The 18,371-nt window shown below is 35.2% G+C and carries 18 protein-coding genes; 7 read left to right on the top strand and 11 right to left on the bottom strand.

Going from position 1 to position 18,371, the window contains the following annotated elements; genetic code table 11:
* Nucleotide 1 precedes the first annotated feature (1 nt).
* Both DPQ89_RS04805 and DPQ89_RS04800 read left to right on the top strand, forming a co-directional pair.
* Complete coding sequence (locus tag DPQ89_RS04805) at nucleotides 2-730, top strand: hypothetical protein (protein ID WP_127715763.1); 729 nt, start codon at nucleotides 2-4, stop codon at nucleotides 728-730.
* Nucleotides 731-732: 2 nt separating this feature from the next.
* Entirely contained in the window at nucleotides 733-1,083 is a 351-nt protein-coding gene (locus DPQ89_RS04800; RefSeq protein WP_127715761.1) for a polymer-forming cytoskeletal protein, read from the top strand.
* Between the two features lie 8 nt (nucleotides 1,084-1,091).
* Here DPQ89_RS04800 and DPQ89_RS04795 read toward each other — a convergent pair whose 3' ends face one another.
* Both DPQ89_RS04795 and DPQ89_RS04790 read right to left on the bottom strand, forming a co-directional pair.
* On the bottom strand, nucleotides 1,092-2,468 hold the full coding sequence (locus DPQ89_RS04795) for a pitrilysin family protein (protein WP_127715759.1): 1,377 nt from the start codon (nucleotides 2,466-2,468) through the stop codon (nucleotides 1,092-1,094).
* Nucleotides 2,468-3,862, bottom strand: a complete 1,395-nt coding sequence (locus DPQ89_RS04790; RefSeq protein ID WP_127715757.1) for a pitrilysin family protein — start codon at nucleotides 3,860-3,862, stop codon at nucleotides 2,468-2,470. The genes DPQ89_RS04795 and DPQ89_RS04790 overlap by 1 nt, the downstream gene beginning before the upstream one ends.
* Before the next feature lie 102 nt (nucleotides 3,863-3,964).
* Between DPQ89_RS04790 and DPQ89_RS04785 the strand changes: the two genes are divergently transcribed.
* Both DPQ89_RS04785 and ald read left to right on the top strand, forming a co-directional pair.
* Entirely contained in the window at nucleotides 3,965-4,783 is an 819-nt protein-coding gene (locus DPQ89_RS04785) for an MBL fold metallo-hydrolase (protein WP_127715755.1), read from the top strand.
* An 88-nt stretch (nucleotides 4,784-4,871) separates the two neighbouring features.
* Nucleotides 4,872-5,978 carry an alanine dehydrogenase gene (gene ald / locus DPQ89_RS04780; protein WP_127715753.1) on the top strand — a complete coding sequence of 369 codons (1,107 nt, stop codon included), beginning with the start codon at nucleotides 4,872-4,874 and terminating at the stop codon, nucleotides 5,976-5,978.
* Nucleotides 5,979-6,004: 26 nt separating this feature from the next.
* On the opposite strand, the gene DPQ89_RS04775 is transcribed toward ald, so the two are convergent.
* Nucleotides 6,005-6,382 carry a hypothetical protein gene (locus DPQ89_RS04775; protein WP_127715751.1) on the bottom strand — a complete coding sequence of 126 codons (378 nt, stop codon included), beginning with the start codon at nucleotides 6,380-6,382 and terminating at the stop codon, nucleotides 6,005-6,007.
* Nucleotides 6,364-8,925, bottom strand: a complete 2,562-nt coding sequence (locus DPQ89_RS04770; protein WP_164848259.1) for a transglycosylase SLT domain-containing protein — start codon at nucleotides 8,923-8,925, stop codon at nucleotides 6,364-6,366. Before DPQ89_RS04770 ends, DPQ89_RS04775 begins: the two co-directional genes overlap by 19 nt.
* A 99-nt stretch (nucleotides 8,926-9,024) precedes the next feature.
* On the opposite strand from DPQ89_RS04770, the gene DPQ89_RS04765 reads away from it, so the two are divergent.
* Together DPQ89_RS04765 and DPQ89_RS04760 are read left to right on the top strand one after the other, a co-directional pair.
* Entirely contained in the window at nucleotides 9,025-10,827 is a 1,803-nt protein-coding gene (locus DPQ89_RS04765) for a phospholipase D-like domain-containing protein (RefSeq protein ID WP_127715747.1), read from the top strand.
* The gene (locus tag DPQ89_RS04760) at nucleotides 10,827-11,864 is read left to right on the top strand and encodes a hypothetical protein (RefSeq protein WP_127715745.1); all 1,038 of its coding nucleotides are present in this window, start codon (nucleotides 10,827-10,829) and stop codon (nucleotides 11,862-11,864) included. Before DPQ89_RS04765 ends, DPQ89_RS04760 begins: the two co-directional genes overlap by 1 nt.
* On the opposite strand, the gene DPQ89_RS04755 is transcribed toward DPQ89_RS04760, so the two are convergent.
* Complete coding sequence (locus DPQ89_RS04755; RefSeq protein WP_127715743.1) at nucleotides 11,861-12,772, bottom strand: serine protease; 912 nt, start codon at nucleotides 12,770-12,772, stop codon at nucleotides 11,861-11,863. The two genes, DPQ89_RS04760 and DPQ89_RS04755, sit on opposite strands and share 4 nt — an antisense overlap.
* Before the next feature lie 191 nt (nucleotides 12,773-12,963).
* On the opposite strand from DPQ89_RS04755, the gene fliL reads away from it, so the two are divergent.
* Nucleotides 12,964-13,434, top strand: coding sequence for a flagellar basal body-associated protein FliL (gene fliL, locus DPQ89_RS04750; RefSeq protein ID WP_127715741.1), 471 nt, complete (start codon nucleotides 12,964-12,966; stop codon nucleotides 13,432-13,434).
* A 51-nt stretch (nucleotides 13,435-13,485) separates the two neighbouring features.
* Here the strand turns inward: fliL and DPQ89_RS04745 are convergent, their stop codons facing one another.
* The 6 genes from DPQ89_RS04745 to DPQ89_RS18430 form a co-directional block, all read right to left on the bottom strand.
* On the bottom strand, nucleotides 13,486-13,680 hold the full coding sequence (locus tag DPQ89_RS04745) for a hypothetical protein (RefSeq protein WP_127715739.1): 195 nt from the start codon (nucleotides 13,678-13,680) through the stop codon (nucleotides 13,486-13,488).
* A gap of 63 nt (nucleotides 13,681-13,743) precedes the next feature.
* Entirely contained in the window at nucleotides 13,744-14,469 is a 726-nt protein-coding gene (locus DPQ89_RS04740) for a rhomboid family intramembrane serine protease (protein ID WP_127715737.1), read from the bottom strand.
* A 1-nt stretch (nucleotide 14,470) separates the two neighbouring features.
* Entirely contained in the window at nucleotides 14,471-14,890 is a 420-nt protein-coding gene (gene mce, locus DPQ89_RS04735) for a methylmalonyl-CoA epimerase (RefSeq protein ID WP_127715735.1), read from the bottom strand.
* Complete coding sequence (locus DPQ89_RS04730; protein WP_127715732.1) at nucleotides 14,890-15,222, bottom strand: hypothetical protein; 333 nt, start codon at nucleotides 15,220-15,222, stop codon at nucleotides 14,890-14,892. Before DPQ89_RS04730 ends, mce begins: the two co-directional genes overlap by 1 nt.
* Before the next feature lie 32 nt (nucleotides 15,223-15,254).
* On the bottom strand, nucleotides 15,255-17,168 hold the full coding sequence (locus DPQ89_RS04725) for a hypothetical protein (RefSeq protein ID WP_127715730.1): 1,914 nt from the start codon (nucleotides 17,166-17,168) through the stop codon (nucleotides 15,255-15,257).
* Between the two features lie 426 nt (nucleotides 17,169-17,594).
* The coding region (locus tag DPQ89_RS18430) for a hypothetical protein (protein ID WP_164848258.1) at nucleotides 17,595-18,371 on the bottom strand (777 nt) is incomplete at its 5' end.

Below are 18,371 nucleotides of genomic sequence, written 5' to 3'. Positions count from 1 at the left end.
TATGACTACTAAATCTACAAATAAACTATCGTTTCTTCTTTATGATAAAAAGAAAGGTCCTATTTTTCTAACGACAAATAAGGCCTTACTTAAATTTACTTTCTACGTACTCCCAATTATTACCATGATCTGTCTTGTTGTTGTAATCGCAGGTAGCGTTTACTTTAAGCAGATTGCTGAGATGGCCAGACGTAAAGAGCCTGAAATTATCAAAGAGCTAAAAGGAAAGAACTTGGCCCTTAGTGCTCAACTTGAAGAGATCGCCGAACTTAATAAACTATTTGAAAAGAAGCTCTCAAGTACTGATACTTCAGGAATTAAGCTATCTACCCTTTCACTATTTAGAGCAGTTCCGTCGCAGGAAGACTTAAGTAGCCAACCTTTACTAAGCCTAGATAATACAAAGTTTGATATTTCAGAAAATAAACTAAATCTAAAATTTGATATCGTAAATCAAACCACTGATGGAAGAAAGTTATCAGGCTATATTCACATTCAACTGGCCACGACTAATAGAATGATTTTTTATCCTGAAAATGAAATTGCTTCGGAAGATATGCTACTTTCTTATAATCAAGGTGAGTCATTTGCCTTTTCTAGATTAAGACATGTCTCTGCAAACTTTGATCTCACTGGATTTAAAGACTCTAAGGCACTGATTAAAATTATCGTTTTCTCAAGAACTGGCGACGTTCTTTTCAAGAAACTTATCGCCCAAAACATAAAGTAAGTATGGACAATATAATCTCAATAGAAGAACAGAATTTCACCCTCATTGGTAAGAGTTGTAAATTGAATGGTAATTTCACTTTTAGTGGCGCTACTCACCTAGCAGGCTCTCTAGAAGGAGAAATACATGTTAGCGACGAATCTCTACTGACTTTTGAACCAAGCTCTTCTATTAAGGGAAAGGTTCACTGCTTTGACTTAAAAATATATGGAAATGTTGAAGGAGAGATTTATTCAAAAGGTCTTGTTGAAGTCTATCCTACGGGGAAACTTTCTGGTCTTATAAATTCAAAGAACCTTATTGTTCACCCTGGTGCAGTCCTCAATTTTGACGGCCACACCAAAGGAAACTAAAAGAGCTCTTAGAAGAACTCTTTATAAGGTACCTTAGTAACTTTACCAAATTGCTCTAAATCCTTTTTCAAAGACTTTGGTCCAACAACGACTATCACTTGATTAGACCAATTATAGAGAGAAACTAGTTTTTCACGAACAGCAGGCTCTTTATAAGACCTAACAATATCAGAGAACTTGTATAATTCATCATAGTTCTTATTAATATCATCAAAGTACATTAATTGCTTAAGGTAAGCAGAAGAGCTCTCAAACCTAAATGGCGAACTTCCTGCTAGGGCCCCTTGAGCTCTGGCCAATTCAGAAGGCTCGATCCCCTTATCTTTAACTTCTAAAAGAACATTCTTGATAACATGAAGAAGCTCATCAATAGTTGAGGTTTTAGTAAAAGTAGAAATAACACTTCTACCATATTGTCTTTGCCCACCAGCAAAAGAACTTACAGTATAAGAAAGTCCTCTTTTGACTCTAATTTCTCGCATAAGCTTAGAAGTAAATCCTCCACCAAGAAATTCCGAAGCAAGAGCATTAAGCTCACTCTCTTCATACTCTCCTTGATTTAAGAACCTTCCCATTCTAACTTGAGCTTGATTTGCCTTAGGGACAGTTACTAAGTAAATCTTTGGTGATAATAGTGGTTTTAAAGGAGTATAATTTACAACTCTTTCATACTTACTATTTTCTCCACTCCAACCACAATCATTAATAATAATACTTTCGAGGTTTAAAATTTCTTTAGGTCCACTGATATAAATCTTCTTTTTAACTTCTGTATTAAAGTAATTGAGCTTTCTTTTTAAATGAACAGAAGAGATTCGAGCACGATCAGAGACCTTACCATCTACCGGATAATCATATGGACTTCCTTTTAAAGATAGCTCTCTAAAAGCTTTTGACGCTATGGCCGAATGATTCTTTACCACACTTCTAGCACTATTAGATAAAAGTCTCTTATACTTAGTGATCTCATTTTTCGGATAGTACGCATCTTTAAAGAGATGACAAATCTTCTTCATTGAAGGAGAAAGATCTTTAATCAAACCTGAAACATGGTAAACCGTTGACTCATGTGAGACATCAGCTCCCCAGCTAGTTCCATAAAATTCCAAATTATCAGAAATATCTTTTTGACTAAATCTTCTAGTTCCATTGTCCAACATTTTGAACATCATATCCGTCTCACCTCTTCTCTTTGGGTGATCAGAAAGTGCTCCATCTGAAAAGTGAACCATTACCTTGTAAGTAGGAAATCGACTGTCTTCTAACCAAGTGACATCAATTCCATTCCAATTAAGCTTTTTGATTCTATCTTTACCGAATCCGTGAACAGAAACACTTGTAATAACTAAAGCTACAAGAGAAATATTTCTAATTATATTCTTCATTATTTTTTCCCCTTACTGTGTTTGTCCCATACAGATAGGAATATATATTCATTATTTGCGAAAACTTTCTTACAGGCCTTCTTAACTTGTTCAGTCGTTATATTCTTATAAATTTCTAACTCTTTATGATAGAAACGATAATCATTAAAGAAGCTCTCTCTCATACCTATGAAACTCGCAACACCATTATTAGAAGTTAATCCGTTATAGTATTGGACCATGTATTGGTTCTTCGTTTTTTGAACTGTTCTCTCAGTGATTGCATGATCACATGATCTTGCAATATCTCTAACAATTCTTCTTTTGAACTTTTTCAGATTAGTTTTAGAAAGTAGCTCTCCACTGAAAAAGAAAACACCGTTATTTTTTAAAGTATAATTGGCAGCTCCAATACTAGAAAGTAGTGGTTTCTTATTTCTTACGTAAAGCTCGTTAAAGTATGAGCTATCCCCATCCCCTAGAATAGAACTTAGAATGTCTAAAACAAAAGCATCAGTCTCACCAATTTTCATACCTTTATAAGCAATACTGAAAACGGGATTAGGTGCTTGTGCCTTTAGTTTAACTTCTCTTTTATATCTTCCACGATGAGCATATCTTTCTTTAGAGTCCATTTTCTTTTTGAACTCTTCTAGACCTTCAGACTTTTTAAGATCACCATAGTGGTCTTTAACCATCGAATAAACTTCATCTGCATCTACATCTCCAACAATAACTACGATAGCATTATCAGGAGTATAGAATTGGTCAAAGAACTTTCTCATTTCTGGGATTTTTAAATTCTTAACATCACTCTCGCTACCAATAACAGATCCTCCATAAGGAGTTCCTTCAAATACATTTTGCATCATCTCTTGGAATAGAAGTCCTCTAGGGCTATTTTCGTAACGATACTTTCTCTCTTCTAGTACCACTGCTCTTTCTTTTTCAAAGGCCTTTTCTTCAAGAAGAACTGCTGATAATCTGTCTGCCTCCATCTCAATCATTTTAGAAAGAGTGTGAGAAGGCATATCTTGGTGATAAACAGTTGAATCAAAAGTAGTATAAGCATTAGTTGAGCCACCATTACTTTCGATAAATGTATCAAATTTCCCAGGACCAAATTTCTTAGCACCTTTAAACATCATATGTTCTAGAAAGTGTGTTGCGCCCGTAGTACCAGCAGTCTCATACCTTCCCCCCACATCATAGAAAGTAAAGTACGAGTAAATTGGTAATTGCTTATTCTCTACGACAAGTAAGCGAAGTCCATTATCAAGGGTGTACTTCTTCACATCTAAGTTAAGCTCACTTCCTGAAACCGCCATTGAATTAGACGACGATGTCTTAGAAATAGAACAGGACACAAGCAGGCCTGTAACCAAAATGAGTAAGGTTAAGTTAATTTTTCTCATGAATGAGGGCTCCCCTATTTTATCTTCAATATTATTTGATATAGTATAAGATAATAGCTTAAACACTTGAAACTGCAATGACAACCATAGAAAATCTAACTTATGAATAATATCATCACAATTCTCGGCTCAGGTACAAGTACAGGTATTCCAATGCTTGGTTGCAAGTGTGAGATTTGCCAGTCTGACGATCCAATGAATAAGCGTCTCAGAACAAGTATTTATATTGAGACGGCCAAAGGTCTAAGCTTTATCGTAGACACTGGTCCCGACCTTAGAACTCAACTATTAAATAATAAGATAGAGAAAGTTGATTTTGCATTTATAACTCATGATCACGCTGATCATGTGCATGGAATTGATGATCTACGTCCATTTTGCTTCGGTCCTCCCGCAAGAGAGATTCCTATATACACCCACAGTGCTTGCAAGATAGATCTGGAAAAGAGGTTTCCCTATATTTTCCAAAGAGATAAAGTATTTACATCTAAAAACCCTATTCTTGGTGGCGGAATCCCCTCACTCAATCTAGAAGAGATAGATGAGAATAAGCCCCTCACTATTGGTGAAGACAAATTTGATTTTCTACTTCTTAATCATGGCAACTCGAAAACACTGGGTATTATTCACTCTGGTTTTGCTTACATAATTGATTGTCACGAACTGACTCAAGAGCAAGTGCAATATCTGAACTCCTTGAGTTTAGAACTGCTTATTATTGATTGCGTAACTAGCTTAGAGCACAAAACTCACCTTTCAAAGACAAAGGCCTTTGAATATATTGAGCAAATCTCACCTAAGAGGGCCGGATTAATACATATGGGCCATTTTTTGGAACATAATAAACTCGCCCAAGAAGCAAAGAATATAAAAAATATAGATGTTTTCGTCACATATGACTCAATGCAAATAAAATACTAAGAATTTATTTTTTTTAGTTCCATAAATGTATCTAAATGTTTATATTTCTTAAAATTTTTTAAATACGCAAAAAAATCAGGAGATTAGGATGAAAATCGGTGTTCCTAAGGAAATAAAGAATAATGAAAATCGTGTTGGTTTAGTACCAGGTGGAGTACGTCAACTTGTACATGATGGTAACGAGGTATTTGTAGAAACAAATGCTGGTTATGGAATTGGAATCAGTGATCAAGAATATATCGATGCTGGTGCTACTATTCTTCCTAGTCTTGAAGAAGTTTTCGAAAAGTCGACAATGATCATTAAGGTTAAAGAACCACAACCAAGAGAAATTGCTTGTCTTAAGCCTCATCATATTCTTTATACATATCTACATCTTGCAGCTGATCCTGAGCAAACAATTGGTCTGATGAAATCAGGTTCAACTTGTATAGCATATGAAACTATTCAACCAGCTGATGGTTCACTTCCACTACTGACGCCAATGTCTGAAGTTGCAGGAAGAATGGCAACTCAAATTGGTGCTGCTTATTTACAAATTGATCACGGTGGAAAAGGTATTCTACTAGGTGGTGTACCGGGAACAAGAAGAGCGAGAGTTACTGTTATCGGTTGTGGTATCGCAGGAACAAATTCAATAAAGATGGCCATGGGAATGGGTGCAGACGTAACAGCAATTGATCTTTCAACAAGACGTCTAGCTGAGCTTGATGATTTATTTGATAATAGAATAACAACTCTATTCTCAAATATGGATAATATTGAAAAGACAGTTATCGCTTCTGACTTAGTAATTGGAGCGGTTCTAGTTCCTGGAGCTAAGGCACCTAAGCTTGTTACTCGTGAAATGATCTCTAAAATGGAAAAAGGTTCTGTTGTTGTAGATATCGCAGTTGATCAAGGTGGATGTATTGAAACATGTAAGCCTACAACTCACCAAGACCCAACATTTGAAATAGATGGTGTTGTTCACTACTGTGTTGCCAATATGCCTGGTGCTGTAGCAAGAACTTCTACTTATGCACTTACAAATGTTACTTTAAAGTATGCAAGAATGATTGCTTCTATGGGTGTTGATGAAGCAGCAAGAAGAGACCCTGCTTTCAAAAAAGGTATCAACGTACACCACGGTAATCTAGTTTATAAGCAAGTTGCTGAAGACTTAGATCTTCCATATACAGAATTAAGTTTATAATGAATAGGCCCAAGAAATTGGGCCTTTTATTTTGTGTCTAAACAGGCCTTATTAATCAAACTAAGTCCCAGCTCTGCCCCTTTAGGCAAATCAGTTCGAGCTAACTCTATTGACTTTATTCCATACAAAGAAAAAATCTGGTTCTTAGCTTGAGTGCAGTTTTGAGCAGAGAAATTCGATACTGAAATTCCAACTTCAACAGTTTTAAGTAAATCATATACTAGATAATAATCATCATCACTCATGGGCCTAGTCAGCTCTTTTTTTAAAACACTTCCAAGCTTTATAAAATCACTCGTCTTAATTTTAGAATTAAGCAATTTTGAAACTTCATTAGTAACCGTAGAGCTCGGAGCACTAAAGCATAGAAATGAGAATAAAAATACTACAGAGAATTTCCACATGATCCTGCATCTCCTTTTTCAATTTGTTTTAAGTCACCATCAATGCCACCAACACCATTGTCTCCAACGACATAGTTAGCAACTTCATTACGTCTATTTTCACTCTTCGATTTATATCGATACTTAATGACATAACTCATATAGTTTTTAAATTCTTGGGTCGATAAATCTGCGAGACTGTTAATACTTCTTTTTACAAGACTGCCGTCTTTATTTTTTATCGGATTTCCACGTTTATCTAATTTTTCAATCTTCCCCTCACTAATTTTTTGCAATAATCTCTCAAATGGTCCAGAAATTCCTGCCACGCCTCCATTATAAGACCACCTTGTGAGGATAATAGAGAACTCTTTTCTTTGAGAGTCACTTAGTCGTGGTCTCATCTTGTCACTTTCTTTATTTATAAGGTAATTGAAGTACTTCTTATTATACATATAATAAACTGCCGACATATAAAGCCCTTCGTCAGGGTTCTTTGGCATACAAACTCTTTGATTTTCTCGTTGTCTCAAGTAAGAAAACATATCACGTTGAGACTTCTTGGCCCATTTTGGCATCTCCATAGGGTTATTATAAATATTGCGAAGTCCACTACACTCTCTTTTATTGCTAGTGAGAGGTCCTTTTAAATCAGACAAGAAATACGCGGTTAACCGATCTACAGGTTTAGACTTGGCCGGACTATCTTCGTATTTCTTATAACCTTCTTCTGAAGATAGATTGCGTGTGTATTTTAGAACATTTGAATTTCTATTTATCATAGATTTTGCTTTATTTAATTTATCGTAAAAGTCGACATAATTGGCCGATACAATTTGGCCTACTCCAATAGCGAACGAAGGACTTACTGTATTAGGTTGAAAATGAGATTCATGATTAATAATTGGAAATAACTCCTTTGGATCAATACCTAAACACCTTGACATGTCTACGAAACGATCAGAAAGGTAGGTAGATAATTTTTTAGAGGCACAGGCCCTAGGAACACGGTTAAGTAGATCCCAACGAGCAAACTTCTTCTTTCCGTTCTTAGTCTTATACTGTGCCTGTCTAATTCTTTGAGGTAGAATTTCACCTTTTGAATTCTTTTCACAACTTGGTGATGTATTTCTATTTGTTCCATGACGAAGGCTATTGGAAATACATCTAGAGAAATTTCTCTTTTGTCTATCTTGCAAAATAACATCAGCATTCATATTAGACATAGGAATTTGCTTTTCTAAATAGTTATTGGCCTTTAGTAATTTACCATTCTTTGTTTTGACACTCTTAGAGCGACAGTCTTGCCAAGAGATACTTTCCCCATCTGGTGATGTCTCAACGTAATTGTCACAGTTAACTTTAGTTTCGAGTTCATCTACAGTTTCTTGAATTAGCTCATCTGCAATAATAGTATTTGCTGTTGACTCTAGATCAACATTCAAGAGTCCCCTATCATTCATTTCATTTAAATCGTCTGAAGAGACTCTATATTCCCAAGGCTCATTATTTCTTTTTACAATATAATCACCATTACGGTGAACACCTTGAATTTGAATCGTATCTGTCGAGTCAAATTTGTAACTCTTACCAGTCTTTCTTCCAATTGCATTTAAGGAGATATTCTCTTTAACTCTAAACTCAACTCCTTTAGATAGATCAACTGTTTCGGCCGGGTCCTCAACTTGCTCAAGAAAGTCGGCTTCAAGGTTTGTTGGATAGGTTTTCATTTTCTTTGGATAGTCACTTAGTTTCATGACACTCTTTTCAGGTAATTTTAGTAGCTCAATCTCACAAGTCGCTCCGCTAGAAGTTACACGAATGATCGACTCTCTTGGAATGCTACCTAACTTGCCTTCTTTTGCAACAAAACGAATTGAGCGATCTAGTTTATAGCTCTGCTTTTCTTTTGGACAAGAAATGGCCTCTTCCTTTAGCTCTACACCAGAACTTAGGTCTTCTTCATCTATTTGAATATCTTGCTCTGTTCGAAGCCTATCAATTAAATCATCGAGGGTAACAAACTTTGGAAAATATTCGGACTGAGTTGGGTTTGTCTCTTCTCTAGAGCTTAGAATCTCATCTTGAATATATTTTTGATAGGTCTCTTCACCTAAATAAGCATTACCTACTTTCCCGCTTTGACCTTTTACAATTTCAATTTTTCTTTTCCAAGAATCTTTATTCTTTATAAGAATTTCATCCCCTGGAAAGAGAGTCAGCTCCCTTCCATCCTCGAGAATAACTTTCATTTTCTTAGTCACTACTTTCTTATTGGTTTTAACTTCATCTAATCTAGATAATTTCATATGTTCTTTGTAAGTTTTTTCACCAAGATGTGCAGGACCAACTTTAAGAGACTTATTTCGAGTGGTTACAATAGTGACTTCTCTTTTCCAGCCATTATTATTTCCAATTTGAACAAGGTCTCCTTTAGACAAGAAATGCTCTTTGCCGTCTTGGATAACTCGTACTTTTTGACCCTCTTTAACACTAAAGAAGTTACTGATGGCCAAACTACTGAAACTAAATAAAATAAGGGATAAAAAACGTAAATAATTCATTAGTTTCCTATCGGAATTTAAGGCCATGAAGTTAATGGTTTTCTTATAAATATTTGATAATTAGCTAAATAACATTCATTATTATCCGATAAGCTTTATATGAGATCTATCTCGATATCATTCTACATTCTTGTTTCAATTCTATTTTATAGAATGACGCCTTCCTACGAGAATAACTCTCGTACTGTTTCATCTATATTCGGTATGAGCTGTCTAGATCATGCAAATGCCATTATTTTAAATAAATCCTGGTACAACAAGAGTTTTAATACACTGATGAGAGAGAGAATCGATCTTCAAGATTATTACAAGAACTTTAAAAGCTCTATTGATGATTTTGAAAAAGTTAAAACTCAGGCCCTAAGGTCTAAAGTAAAACTGTTAAAAGACGGTGAAACTTCTCTCGCAGCAAAGATAGCTCTTATAAGAAAAGCGAAGTCTACACTAGATATTTCATATTATATTTTCTCTGATGATGAAGTTGGAAATATTATTTTAAATGAAATAAGAAAAGCTGTTGCAAGAGGTGTTCATGTTCGAGTCCTCATCGACTCGACTTCAATTCTAAATGCTAGTTTATTTTCAAATCAATTTAAATCTCTTCTAAAATTTAGAGGGCCAAGAGGAATTGATGGAACGAAACGTATGGGCAAGGCCGAAGTAGTGGCATTCAACGAGTTATTTAGTCCAAGAAAGACTGTTCGAAAATATGTCGATATGGCCAAGAACCTTTTTAGAGATGCTGATAACCAAATTCCAGTAAATGATTCTACCGTTAACAGACGCCTTCACGATAAGATCATTTTAATGGATGCAGAAGACCCTAATAACTCTCTTGCAATAATTGGTGGAAGAAATATTGCAAATGAATACCATACCCTCGACTCTTTTAGAGGAGAGAGTTTTGAATTTGAAGATATGGATGTTCTCATCAAAGATACAAAAGATATAAGTATTAGAACAGAGAGATCATCTTTAACAGGTCGAATTCAAGACTACTATGACAAGTTATTCTATCATATAGGAAATAGTCACATGGCCAACGCTATAGTTCGTCTAACTCGTAGTGCTTATCGAAAAGAGATTGGTAAAATGAGTAGAATCAGTCGTAAAACCTTTAAGAGAAATCCTCAATTCAATGCAAAGTTAAATAATATGATCGAAGGAGACTTCTTTGAAGAGGGCTTTGATAGTGGTCTAGTTAGAATCGTTAATGAATTACAAAATATTCACTCTCCCTGGGGAAGAATCAAGTATGAGAAGATCGCTGACTTAAATCCAAATTCCATCACTAATGAAATTTGGAGTAATATGCAAAAATCTCAACATACTATAGATATTGTTACTCCATACGCGCATTTTACGGACAAAGAAGTTAATTTTATAAAATTGTGGTTAAAGGAAAATCCTAACAGAAGATTTAGACTAGTGACGAGTTCACTTGCAACTAATGATACTATCGCATCCCAATCACTGATAGACTATAATCTAATTCCAAAGTTAACTGATGATCCTAATATTTCTAAAGCACAATTAGAAATTCATTACTATGGAAAAGAGAATGACACTACTCTTGGTGGAGACATTAATTACGGAAAATTACATGCTAAGTATGCTGTATTTGATAATGAAAGAAGTATCGTTATGACTTCTAATCTGGACCCAAGATCACGATCACTAAACTCGGAGATTGGAGTCTCAATTGACCAGTCAGCTAAGAGCTCTAATATTATTTCTAAGGAGTTGACTGAAAAGACAGAAGATCTCATTGGAAGATCTCATCAGCACAACTCTAGAGAATGGCAGAGGATTAATAATTCGGACGCCTTGAAGTGGAAGAGATTAGCATCGAGGTTAATACATATCATTGTTAACCTATTTAACCTGGAAAGAAATATTTAATGAAAGTTCTATTAACGATAGTTACAATATTCTTCTTCAGTTCTTGCGCTCATAAGAACCTTCAAAAAAATCAATTAAAACTAGATAACCATCCAGTTGGAACTCTTCAGTACTGGAATTGGGTTAAAGAATATAACCTTGAAACAAAAATTTCGACAAGACCAAACGATGAAACGAACGAGTATCTAAAACTATGGAAGAGTATATACTCTCTTGAATCTAAAGATAATTATTTCAAAACAAAGATTGCTCCAGAGAACTTTGAACATGTGTTTAGGTATGCAGTCCTAACTATGCCTAGAGAGTATAAAATTCGCATCAATAAGCACCTAAAAGCAATTTATCTAGTCAGAGATCTTGGAGTATCCTCACTTGCGATACAACTTAAAGATTTCGAACTGGAAAATACAGCACAATTTATCGTCTTCATGGATATTGATGTACTCAATCAAAAGATAAATGACTGGTTTAAATGGAGAGAAATGACGGCATTTAAAAACAATCCAGAATACGAACTTTCGCCCTATCTCTCCCATGAGAATTCAGTGATAGATACTATTCACTATTCTCTTTTCCAACTCTATGGAATTCTACTAAATTGGAATCCATTGTATTATCCAACTAAAAGTAGTGATCTTTTAAGTAAATTCCCTAGCTACAAGCTACTTAATGAGTCCTGGAAGCTAGAAAATGATATTGTTGTGACAAAGTTTTCAGACATAAGTGATGATTTGAACTATCTTCGTTATTATTCTAAAAAGGATCAACTCTTCGATATAAAAGATATGTTAGATTTCTATGAAAACTTAGAAAAAACAAATTATCCTAATCTTTATTCATTCTCTAGTAGTTCGAAAGACTTTGTCGAAAGTATTGCCAATTATCTCTACACGACAAAACTTAATCATCCTTTCACTATTGATATCAAAAAAAATAATAAAATTATTCAGACTCATGAATCTTGCTGGCAACAGTTACGTTGCCTAAGCAAGAAGAAAGTCATCGAAGAGATTCTAAAAGAGAACGCTATCGATTAAAGGGAATTAGATAGTCTTTTGTAAACAAAAGGCATTCTTGTAATATCTTCTGCCTTTTGAAGAAAGTTATTTGGATCGTTACAACTCTTTCCGTTGTCATTACATACATTAACTCTAGTACAGTAAAGTCTCTCATCAGAGTAGCCGTCACTCTTTCCTCTAACTAAGATCCCCTCTACCTCCCCTGTTCTTTCGTTAAAAACAGCAGAGCCAGAGTTTCCTTGAAATGTATCAACGCTTGCACTGAAAAATACAGAGTTATCATTGTATAAAACTTTTCCACCAGTTGTTACTTTCGTAGGAAGTCCCCAAGGAACACCGATCACAACTAACTTTTCTCTATTATTGATTTTACCGCTCTTTCTAAACTTCAAAGGTGCTCTATCGACATCTTTTGTTAGCTTAATAGCAGCATAGTCAGTTACATTATCAAGTTCGGCCTTAATTACTCGATCACATCCAGTTACATTCTTGGCCGGAATTTCCATATTTGTTGGGTTAAATCTGTCTTGAATATTATAATCAAATACCCATACAAACTTTTTAGAAGAACATACATTGGCCATTTGTTCCTTTGCACAGTGACCGGCAGTAATTAAAGTCTTCTTTCCGATTAAGAAGCCAGAACAAATTGCAGCATTTGGCTGATCATAGAATTTTTCACCACGACAAAGGTTCATTCCTTCACCTAGGCTTCTTGAACCTTTATCAGATAATCTATAAACATTTTTTTGAGCATCGAATTCTAAGTTTTCAACTGGTACTAGAGCTGCCGTCGATTTAGCGGCCTTTTGCCACTTAAACTCAGAAGCGCTCACTTCTGATCTACCATCTGTACCATAAACAACTTTTAGCTCTGCTTTTACTGAAAAAGTTAAGAACATCACACTAACTAATAACAACTTCATCTGTTCTCCTGATTTGAATGATTATGATGTAGCGCACTTAACACGAAGGTTCAAAGGAGCATTCCTAACAATTTCTTACTTTATTCAATAAAATCAACTGGTTCTAAGACTTTGTGCGTCAACAGGAAGAGTTTTCAAGGCTTTATCACTGTTAAAAGAACTGCTAAAATAGTGATAGGAGTATTAACGATATGACAGGTAATAAAACGATAGATAATGCTATTCTCTTTTTGGCCCTTCTAGGAACTATGGGTTGTCTTGGAGTATTCGTATACACCGAAATGATTTATCAAAAACCGTTACCACAAAACGATACGGAACTTGCCAATATGATGCAAGATAGTAAGCAAAGCGTCTTCCCTGCTCCGTTTAAGCTTGATCCGCTTATCATAAATGTAAAAAGTAGAAAAACTCGACTTAGATTTCTTAATCTTCAAGTTTATATAGTTCCTCTCAAACCAAATGCAACAGATCTCTTTGAATCGAAGAGGGCCATGATAAATGATGCAATTATTGATGTGGCCGGAAGAATGGAGCCAGATGAGTTAAATTCAATTTCAGGGAAGATACTCTTAGAAGATCGTGTAAAGAAAGCAATTAATCAGATCGTTAACAAACAGATAGTTAAAGGGCTACTCTTTACTAAGTTCGTGGTCCAATAAAAAAAGACCTTCATACGAAGGTCTATCTTATTCATAAATTTTAAAGAAAATTTATTCTACAGTAACAGAATGAGCATTCATTCTCTTAGCTTCTACTTCATCAGTAGTCGTCTTATTTGCAGCATCATCAGGAAGAGAATTTAAGAAGTTCTCTACCTCAGCAGCAGTTACTTTACCTTCAGCAACAAGTTTGTCTCTTAGTCTTGTATCAAGCATTTTATCTTGTAAGGCCTTACTTAATCTCATTATCTACCTCTAAATTAGTTATTTTGAAGCAAATTTAACACTTTTCGCTACAGTTAGTAAAGCCTATTGCCAATATTTAGGTGGCTTTTCATCATCATCTTCTACAATTCTAAGATTTGCCTTACTCTTAGGCCTTTTCTTGCTGATAGTCTTATTAGAACCTAGTTTCAACCTATTAGAAGAAATTAGCACCATCCACAAGTATCCAAAGCCCATGGCCCCTAGATGTCCCCAAGCAAGAACTTTTGCAGGTGTGAAGAAACCATTAAATAATAGCATTCCAACAAGAATCATACAGAAGTACTTTGCTCGCATTGGAAAAATGAGCATAAAAGTAAAAATACGATCTGGGTTTAAAACAGCGTAGGCCAAACAAAGCGCTGAACCTGCTCCATGCATTCCATATAATGGATAATTGAATAGTCCATTACCTGATAAGAACAAGCTTGAAACGAGCAAGTAAACGATCCCAGCTCCAACAGTAGAGCTTAGTAGAAAGTAGATATATCTTCTCATTCCCCACTGATTTTCAAGCTCACTTCCTAGAAACCAAAGTAATAGGCCATTGAAGAGAATATCAAAAATCCCTCCGGCCATAAGTGGATAAGTTAAGATTTCGTAAATATGTCCAGAGAAGAACATGGCCGGAGAAAGACCAAGATAAGCAGTAAGGTTAACTCCTCCACTGGCCTTCAAAATATTCGACAGAAGAAATAAAACCCCCATCGAGATAAGGATAACCTTATTTGTTTTGGTTAAAGTTGGTAGTTGGATTTGCGAGTGCTGCATTCTATTTCCTCTTCTGTGAGATTTCTACTAGTACTCCACCTGTGGACTTGGGATGTATAAAGTTAACCAAGCAATTATTTGCGCCTTCAACAGGAGATTCATTTAGTAGGATATATCCATTATCTTTTAGCTCCTTACATTTTGCCTCAATATCAGGAACTTTAAAACAGAGGTGATGAATTCCCTCCCCTTTCTTTTCCAAAAATTTATGTATAGGACCTGTTTCACCATAAGGGCATAAAAGTTCTAAATGAGCATTTTCATCCATACTGGCAAAGGCCGTTTGAACGCCTTGAGACTCCACAATTTCTCTTTCGCTTGAAAATGTTAATCCCATATCTTCCCAAATCTTTTGAGATTTATCTAAACTATTTACGGCAATGGCCACGTGATCTAAAATACAGTCTTTACTAAATTTCATTACTCTTTTTCCTTATATAAATCTTTCATAATTAAATCTAACATGATCTTTCTATTTAAAGCATTATCGGTTTGAATATCGAATTTCTCCCAAAAGTTATTCTTAAACTTTTGCTCAAAACTTTCTTTATCAAGTTTAGACATAGCGTTTAAAATTAATTCGATCCTTCTTCTATTTTCACTTTTAATTTCTTTAGTTCTTTGACTCTTTAAAAACTCGGAGCTCTTATAATACTCAATAAGCTTTAAGTCTTTCTCAGAAAACAAGGCCTTCGTGTCACCACTAGCGACTACAGCAAAATTCAAAAAAAAGGCCACAATAAATAACTTCATTGTGGCATTCTATCTAAAAAATTAGAGAAATTCTAATTGAATGTTGGCGGATCAATCGCTGTCGAACAGTCAGGATTCGCTGGATCAAATGTCGGAACTGGTGGAGCAGGAGGAGGCGTACAAACCCCATTCGTACAATCACCAAAGGTTGGAACATTATAACAACGAAGTGCACAAGTTGGCTGACCAGTACTTGAAGATCCTGTCTTTACGATAAAGCAATTAGGAACATTCTCTTGTCTACACCATTCTTTTGCAACACAAGCTTGACCTGGCGCCTTTGAACAGAAGACTTGATCTTGATCAGTATTTACATGTACAGCACAAGTTCCAGTTGTCTGGTTACAACATAGACTAGAGCACTCATAATCTGTCTGACAACTTACACCAACGCCTTTATTACCAACGATTGGAACGTCTTCTAGACATTGACTTACGAGCTCTTTAGACCAACATCTTTCATTAAAGCAACATTCACTACCACCACAAGTCTGGCTTGATGAACAACTTTTAAGAGATGTATAGAGAACCTCTTCACCTTTATAGTCTGTTAGACTTGGGCGAATAAGCTGAAGAACAATATTATTAGACTTCGTAATAATTACTTCACTATTACTAGCATCTTTATAAAATAACTCTACTCTGGCAGTAACATTACATGAGCTAATACCTTCTTGCGTGTTGCTATCATAGTTTGTTGCTCGAATATTACAACCTTCAACATAATCCGTTTCACCAGCAATTGATAAGAAGGCCGGCGAAAAGGAAGTTCCATCAAACGGCGTTGTTGAACCGATGTACTCAATTCCAGCGTTAAGATCTAATTTTCCAAATCGTGGAAACATTAGAGACTCGTAACCTGCAGTTCCAAGAAATGATTTTTTAAATAATCCTGTTGGAGCAACAGTAGCACTCACATCAGAGTAAATTGCAGAACCAGTTATTTGCCACGAGCTGCTATCGATATTTCTATAAGGTCCATAGAATGTATAACAAGACTCTCCAGCAACATCCCCACAGATTCCACCGTTAGTATCTAATTTAGAACCGGCCGCAAGACCAGAAGTAAAAGTAGTATTCAAAGTTTGTTCAACCATAGAAGCTGTCATTGAATCAGGTAGACATCTCTTTATATGTGTGGAAAAAGGATCTGTTTGATAGTCATTACTACCAAGTGCAACTTGTGGCTCACTTGGGTAGAAAGGTAGCGTTGAAGTTGCTGTGTCATAGTACATTCCAGTATCTTCAATTCTAGCATAAGTATATTTACAAACTTCATTTGCGGCATCACACGAAGAGTTTAATAGACCACTATCAAAAGTTTTATCATCTATTAAGTTTAAACCTCTACAGTAAAGTCCAGCATCACGAGGATCAGTAACAATCTCGTCTAGACCTCCCACTCTTCCTTCTCCAGAGTAATCATTATAGTCAAAGAGGTCGTAGGATAATCTTATATTTTGAAAAGGATGAGAGGCCATATCTAAAATAAGAACTTCTACATCTGTTTGAGGAGTTATTCCAGGGGCCCTTCCAATTGTTCCTTGAATTGTTACTGGCTCATAGTCTTTACCAAATACAAATCGAGCATAGACAATTTTATCAGAAAGCGATGAGATATTTAGTCCAGAAAGATACAGAAGCCCTGTAAAGTTTTTTGGAAGTGTTAGCTTCTTCTTATAAGTTCCATCAAAAGGATCTACAAGGTGCATAAGCTCTACTTGCGTTCCAATCGTTGAATTTTCTCCCTCACCGATTCCCGATCCTCCACCAGGTAGTGCTGTAGCTCCATCAGAGCCGCTACCACTTCCACCAGAAGTTACAGAGTCAGTTGAGTTATTAACTGAAAATCTACTCTTCTTACTAACTCCACCCTCACCAACACAGGACGACAAGACAAGTAGTATTGAAAAGATAATTGAATTTAGTTTGTTGAACCTATTCATTAAAACAATCCATGTAATAAATTAATGAGAACTTCGAATTCTCTATAACTTATCGAACTAAGAGTATTAAACCTTAAGTTTACAGTTCTATTTTACGTCTAAAGGAAAAGAGTTACTCAAGTATAATAATCAGAAACACTGATGTAATATAATTACAACAAGTTAGCACCTACGGACTGGTATCCGATAAGTTTAATAGAATATAGAAAATGGCATAAAATAAAGGCAGAAAGAGCAATGAGAAGCTTTGATAATGTCTCCTAGTCTTCCAATGGCTAATTAAGGAAATCAGGTGATATAGATGTCTTCAAATTACATATGAACAAGTATGAATGAATGGAAGTTTTTTAGCTATAGCGAAACCAAAAGTGCAAACTATATTATTAGAAGAAAGTTATGCACTCTAAAAAACGCTTCACTAGAATACTAAAAATCATCCATTGGATATCCTTCATACTCCTGCGTCGGAATAATTAATCCAGAAACTCTCCTAAATTGACTATTCTTTTCTGAGAACCCAATTTCGAAATCAGAGTACCTTATACGATTATTACTAAAGTTTTTAAATAGCCTATAACTATCCATATTTTTACTAATAAAATAAATTTCGACTATATCCTTCTTCCCTTTAATACTATTTTTGTATCTCGACGTCGTCACAAACATATTCTCAAAATCAAAATGCTTTATAATCTGTAATTTTCCATATTTCTTAATTAAGCTCTCTTTATATTCCTTAGCACCATATCTATCCATCCAATCAAGACAAGTTAAAGAAAAGTCTTTTTCAAGAGCTTCTTCTTGTTCAAAAGTTTTATCTGATTTTTTGTACTTCAAGTAACTTTTAATAGCTTTGATATATCTAGTAAACTTAGACTCAATATGTTTAGCAAGCTCTATTGGATCAATGCCATAATGGTCCATTGTCTGCAACGTCGGCCTATGTAAATAATGAATACTCAATTTTTTAGCTGAAAAATAGGCAACTCCATCTCCAAGACGTATTTTAGCCAGTTTAGTTTTTTCATCGTAATCCTCTAAGACTAGTGCTGTCATTAGTTTCAAACCGGCTTCCTGTCTATATCCTAAGAATGGACACCTTATAGCGTTAAATTTTATACCATTCGAGTATTCACCAACGGTGTATACATCTCCATCTCCGAGATAACCAGGAAGGACGACATCCTCAAGCAAAATATTATA

It is taken from the genome of Halobacteriovorax sp. HLS (assembly GCF_004006665.1).
Taxonomy (GTDB): Bacteria; Bdellovibrionota; Bacteriovoracia; order Bacteriovoracales; family Bacteriovoracaceae; genus Halobacteriovorax.
The sequence above is the reverse complement of the archived record's forward strand: the minus strand, read 5'-3'. Positions and strand labels throughout refer to the sequence as shown.

Coding starts and splice junctions, on each gene's coding strand:
- DPQ89_RS04805 (WP_127715763.1), top strand. CDS start 2: ATGACTACTAAATCTACAAATAAACTATCGTTTCTTCTTTATGATAAA.
- DPQ89_RS04800 (WP_127715761.1), top strand. CDS start 733: ATGGACAATATAATCTCAATAGAAGAACAGAATTTCACCCTCATTGGT.
- DPQ89_RS04795 (WP_127715759.1), bottom strand. CDS start 2,468: ATGAAGAATATAATTAGAAATATTTCTCTTGTAGCTTTAGTTATTACA.
- DPQ89_RS04790 (WP_127715757.1), bottom strand. CDS start 3,862: ATGAGAAAAATTAACTTAACCTTACTCATTTTGGTTACAGGCCTGCTT.
- DPQ89_RS04785 (WP_127715755.1), top strand. CDS start 3,965: ATGAATAATATCATCACAATTCTCGGCTCAGGTACAAGTACAGGTATT.
- ald (WP_127715753.1), top strand. CDS start 4,872: ATGAAAATCGGTGTTCCTAAGGAAATAAAGAATAATGAAAATCGTGTT.
- DPQ89_RS04775 (WP_127715751.1), bottom strand. CDS start 6,382: ATGTGGAAATTCTCTGTAGTATTTTTATTCTCATTTCTATGCTTTAGT.
- DPQ89_RS04770 (WP_164848259.1), bottom strand. CDS start 8,925: ATGAATTATTTACGTTTTTTATCCCTTATTTTATTTAGTTTCAGTAGT.
- DPQ89_RS04765 (WP_127715747.1), top strand. CDS start 9,025: ATGAGATCTATCTCGATATCATTCTACATTCTTGTTTCAATTCTATTT.
- DPQ89_RS04760 (WP_127715745.1), top strand. CDS start 10,827: ATGAAAGTTCTATTAACGATAGTTACAATATTCTTCTTCAGTTCTTGC.
- DPQ89_RS04755 (WP_127715743.1), bottom strand. CDS start 12,772: ATGAAGTTGTTATTAGTTAGTGTGATGTTCTTAACTTTTTCAGTAAAA.
- fliL (WP_127715741.1), top strand. CDS start 12,964: ATGACAGGTAATAAAACGATAGATAATGCTATTCTCTTTTTGGCCCTT.
- DPQ89_RS04745 (WP_127715739.1), bottom strand. CDS start 13,680: ATGAGATTAAGTAAGGCCTTACAAGATAAAATGCTTGATACAAGACTA.
- DPQ89_RS04740 (WP_127715737.1), bottom strand. CDS start 14,469: ATGCAGCACTCGCAAATCCAACTACCAACTTTAACCAAAACAAATAAG.
- mce (WP_127715735.1), bottom strand. CDS start 14,890: ATGAAATTTAGTAAAGACTGTATTTTAGATCACGTGGCCATTGCCGTA.
- DPQ89_RS04730 (WP_127715732.1), bottom strand. CDS start 15,222: ATGAAGTTATTTATTGTGGCCTTTTTTTTGAATTTTGCTGTAGTCGCT.
- DPQ89_RS04725 (WP_127715730.1), bottom strand. CDS start 17,168: ATGAATAGGTTCAACAAACTAAATTCAATTATCTTTTCAATACTACTT.